Consider the following 2123-nt stretch of genomic DNA (forward strand, 5'->3'; position numbering starts at 1 on the left):
GTCCCAGTACCTCCGCCGCCGCGAACGTCTCGCCGTCCGGCCGCTCGGCGTAGTACGGGGTGAGCAGGGCGTCCAGCTCGTCGTACGTGAAAGTGTCCTGTTTGGAGTCGAACTGCGCGGCCACCCTCGGCCGTTCGACCACCGCGACCATCCCTCCGTGCACCACCAGCAGCTGGCCGTTCACGTGCGCCGCCGTCGGCGACGCCAAGTACCCGACGAGGGGCGCGACATGCTCGGGGGCCAGGGGGTCGAGACCGGCATCACCACCACCGTTCCCGGGCTGCTCCACGGCCGCGAACACGTCCTCCGTCATCCTCGTTCGCGCACGCGGGCAGATCGCGTTCGCCGTCACGCCGTACTTGGCGAGGGCGATCGCCGTCGACGTGGTCAGGCCGACGATTCCGCCTTTCGCCGCCGCGTAGTTGGGCTGTCCCGCCGAGCCCGCCAGGAACGCCTCCGACGACGTGTTCACGATCCGCCCGTACACCGGCCGCCCGCCCTCCGCCTTGCTGCGTGCCCGCCAGTGCGCCGCCGCGAAGTGCGTCGTGTTGAAGTGGCCTTTCAGATGGACGCGGATGACCGCGTCCCACTCCCCCTCCGACATCGAGAAGACCATCCGGTCGCGCAGGATGCCCGCGTTGTTGACGAGGATGTCCAGCTTCCCGAACTCGGCGATCGCCAACTCGACCAGCTCTCTGGCCTGTTGGTGGTCCGCCACGTCTCCCGTGTGGGCCACGGCCGTGCCGCCGGCCGCCCTGATCTCGGCCGCGACCTCCTCGGCGGGTCCGGTGGACGCCTCGCCCGAACCGTCGCGGCCCGGCTGCCCGTAGTCGTTGACGACGACGGCCGCGCCCAGCCGGGCGAGTTCCAGTGCCTCGGCCCGGCCCAGTCCGCGGCCCGCGCCCGTGACGATCGCGGACCGGCCCTCGAGTGGCAGTGACAGTGTCCGTGACATCAACGCCCCTTCACCGTGTGGAAGCTGATCGGTTCGTCCTCGGGTTCAGATCTCTATGCACGTCCGCAGTGCCGTGCCCGTCCGCATCTGGTCCAGGGCCTCGTTGATGTCGGACAGCGGCACCCGGTGGGTGATGAGGCCGGAGAGGTCGATGCGGCCGGCTCGCCACAGGGCGATCGTCCGCTCGTACGACCGCAGCACGTCCCCGCCGCCGTACATCGACGGCAGGATGCGCTTCTCGTCGAAGAACAGCTCGAACATGTTGAGCTGGAGGAAGTCGTCCATGGCGCCCGCGCCCACGACGACGAGCGTGCCGCCGCGCCGCGTCGTGTCGTACGCCGTCCGTGCCGTGGCGGACTTGCCGACCACCTCGAAGACGTAGTCGAAGCCCTCACCGGCCGTCACCGACTGCTTGGCGTCGGCCAGTTCCTCGGGCGCCACCGCCTTCGTCGCGCCGAACTTCAGCGCGGACTCCCGCCGGGAGACGACCGGGTCGACGGCGACGATCTCGGCGGCGCCCTTGAGCCGCGCGCCCTGGATCGCGGAGATGCCGACGCCACCGCAGCCGATGACGGCCACCGACGAACCGGCCTCCACGTCCGCCGTGTTGAGGACGGCACCGAGACCAGTGGTGACCCCGCAGCCGATCAACGCCGCTATGTCGAAGGGCACGTCGTCCGGTATCGGTACGGCGCACCCCGCGTCGACGACGACCTCCTCCGTGAAGGTGCCGGTGCCGGCCATGCCGAAGACGTCGCCGCCGGGCCGCTTGAAGTTGGGGGTGCCCGCGTTCATGAACCCGGCCAGGCACAGCTCGGTCTGGCCGCGCTTGCAGGCGGGGCAGGCGCCGCAGGCCGGGAGCCAGCAGACGACCACGCGGTCGCCCGCCTTCAAGTGGCTGACTCCTTCGCCGACTTCGAGGATCTCGCCCGCCCCCTCGTGACCGGGCACGAACGGCGCGGGCTGCGGCAGGACCCCCGCCATCGCGGACAGGTCGGAGTGACACAGGCCCGTGGCCCGTACCCGGATCCTCACCCTGCCGGGTCCAAAGCCCACCGCCTCGACGTCGTCGAGGACCTCGAGTTTGTCCTGGCCGATCTCGTGCAGTACGGCTGCGCGCATGGTGCGGCTCCCCTCAACTGTGGGTGTGTCAGGGTGGGTTCAGGGC

At 70.5% G+C, this 2123-nt stretch carries 2 protein-coding genes; both read right to left on the reverse strand.

Features of this window, described 5'->3' with window-relative positions:
- A partial coding sequence (locus FNH08_RS49255) for a 3-oxoacyl-ACP reductase (protein WP_152778472.1) occupies positions 1-943 on the reverse strand: 943 nt, incomplete at its 3' end.
- A gap of 57 nt (positions 944-1000) precedes the next feature.
- Positions 1001-2077 carry a Zn-dependent alcohol dehydrogenase gene (locus FNH08_RS49260; protein ID WP_152778470.1) on the reverse strand — a complete coding sequence of 359 codons (1077 nt, stop codon included), beginning with the start codon at positions 2075-2077 and terminating at the stop codon, positions 1001-1003.
- Positions 2078-2123 lie beyond the last annotated feature (46 nt).

It is taken from the genome of Streptomyces spongiae (assembly GCF_009377185.1).
GTDB lineage: Bacteria > Actinomycetota > Actinomycetes > Streptomycetales > Streptomycetaceae > Streptomyces > Streptomyces spongiae.

Excerpts from the sequence above, each read along its gene's own strand:
- FNH08_RS49260 (WP_152778470.1), bottom strand. The coding sequence starts at position 2,077 with ATGCGCGCAGCCGTACTGCACGAGATCGGCCAGGACAAACTCGAGGTC.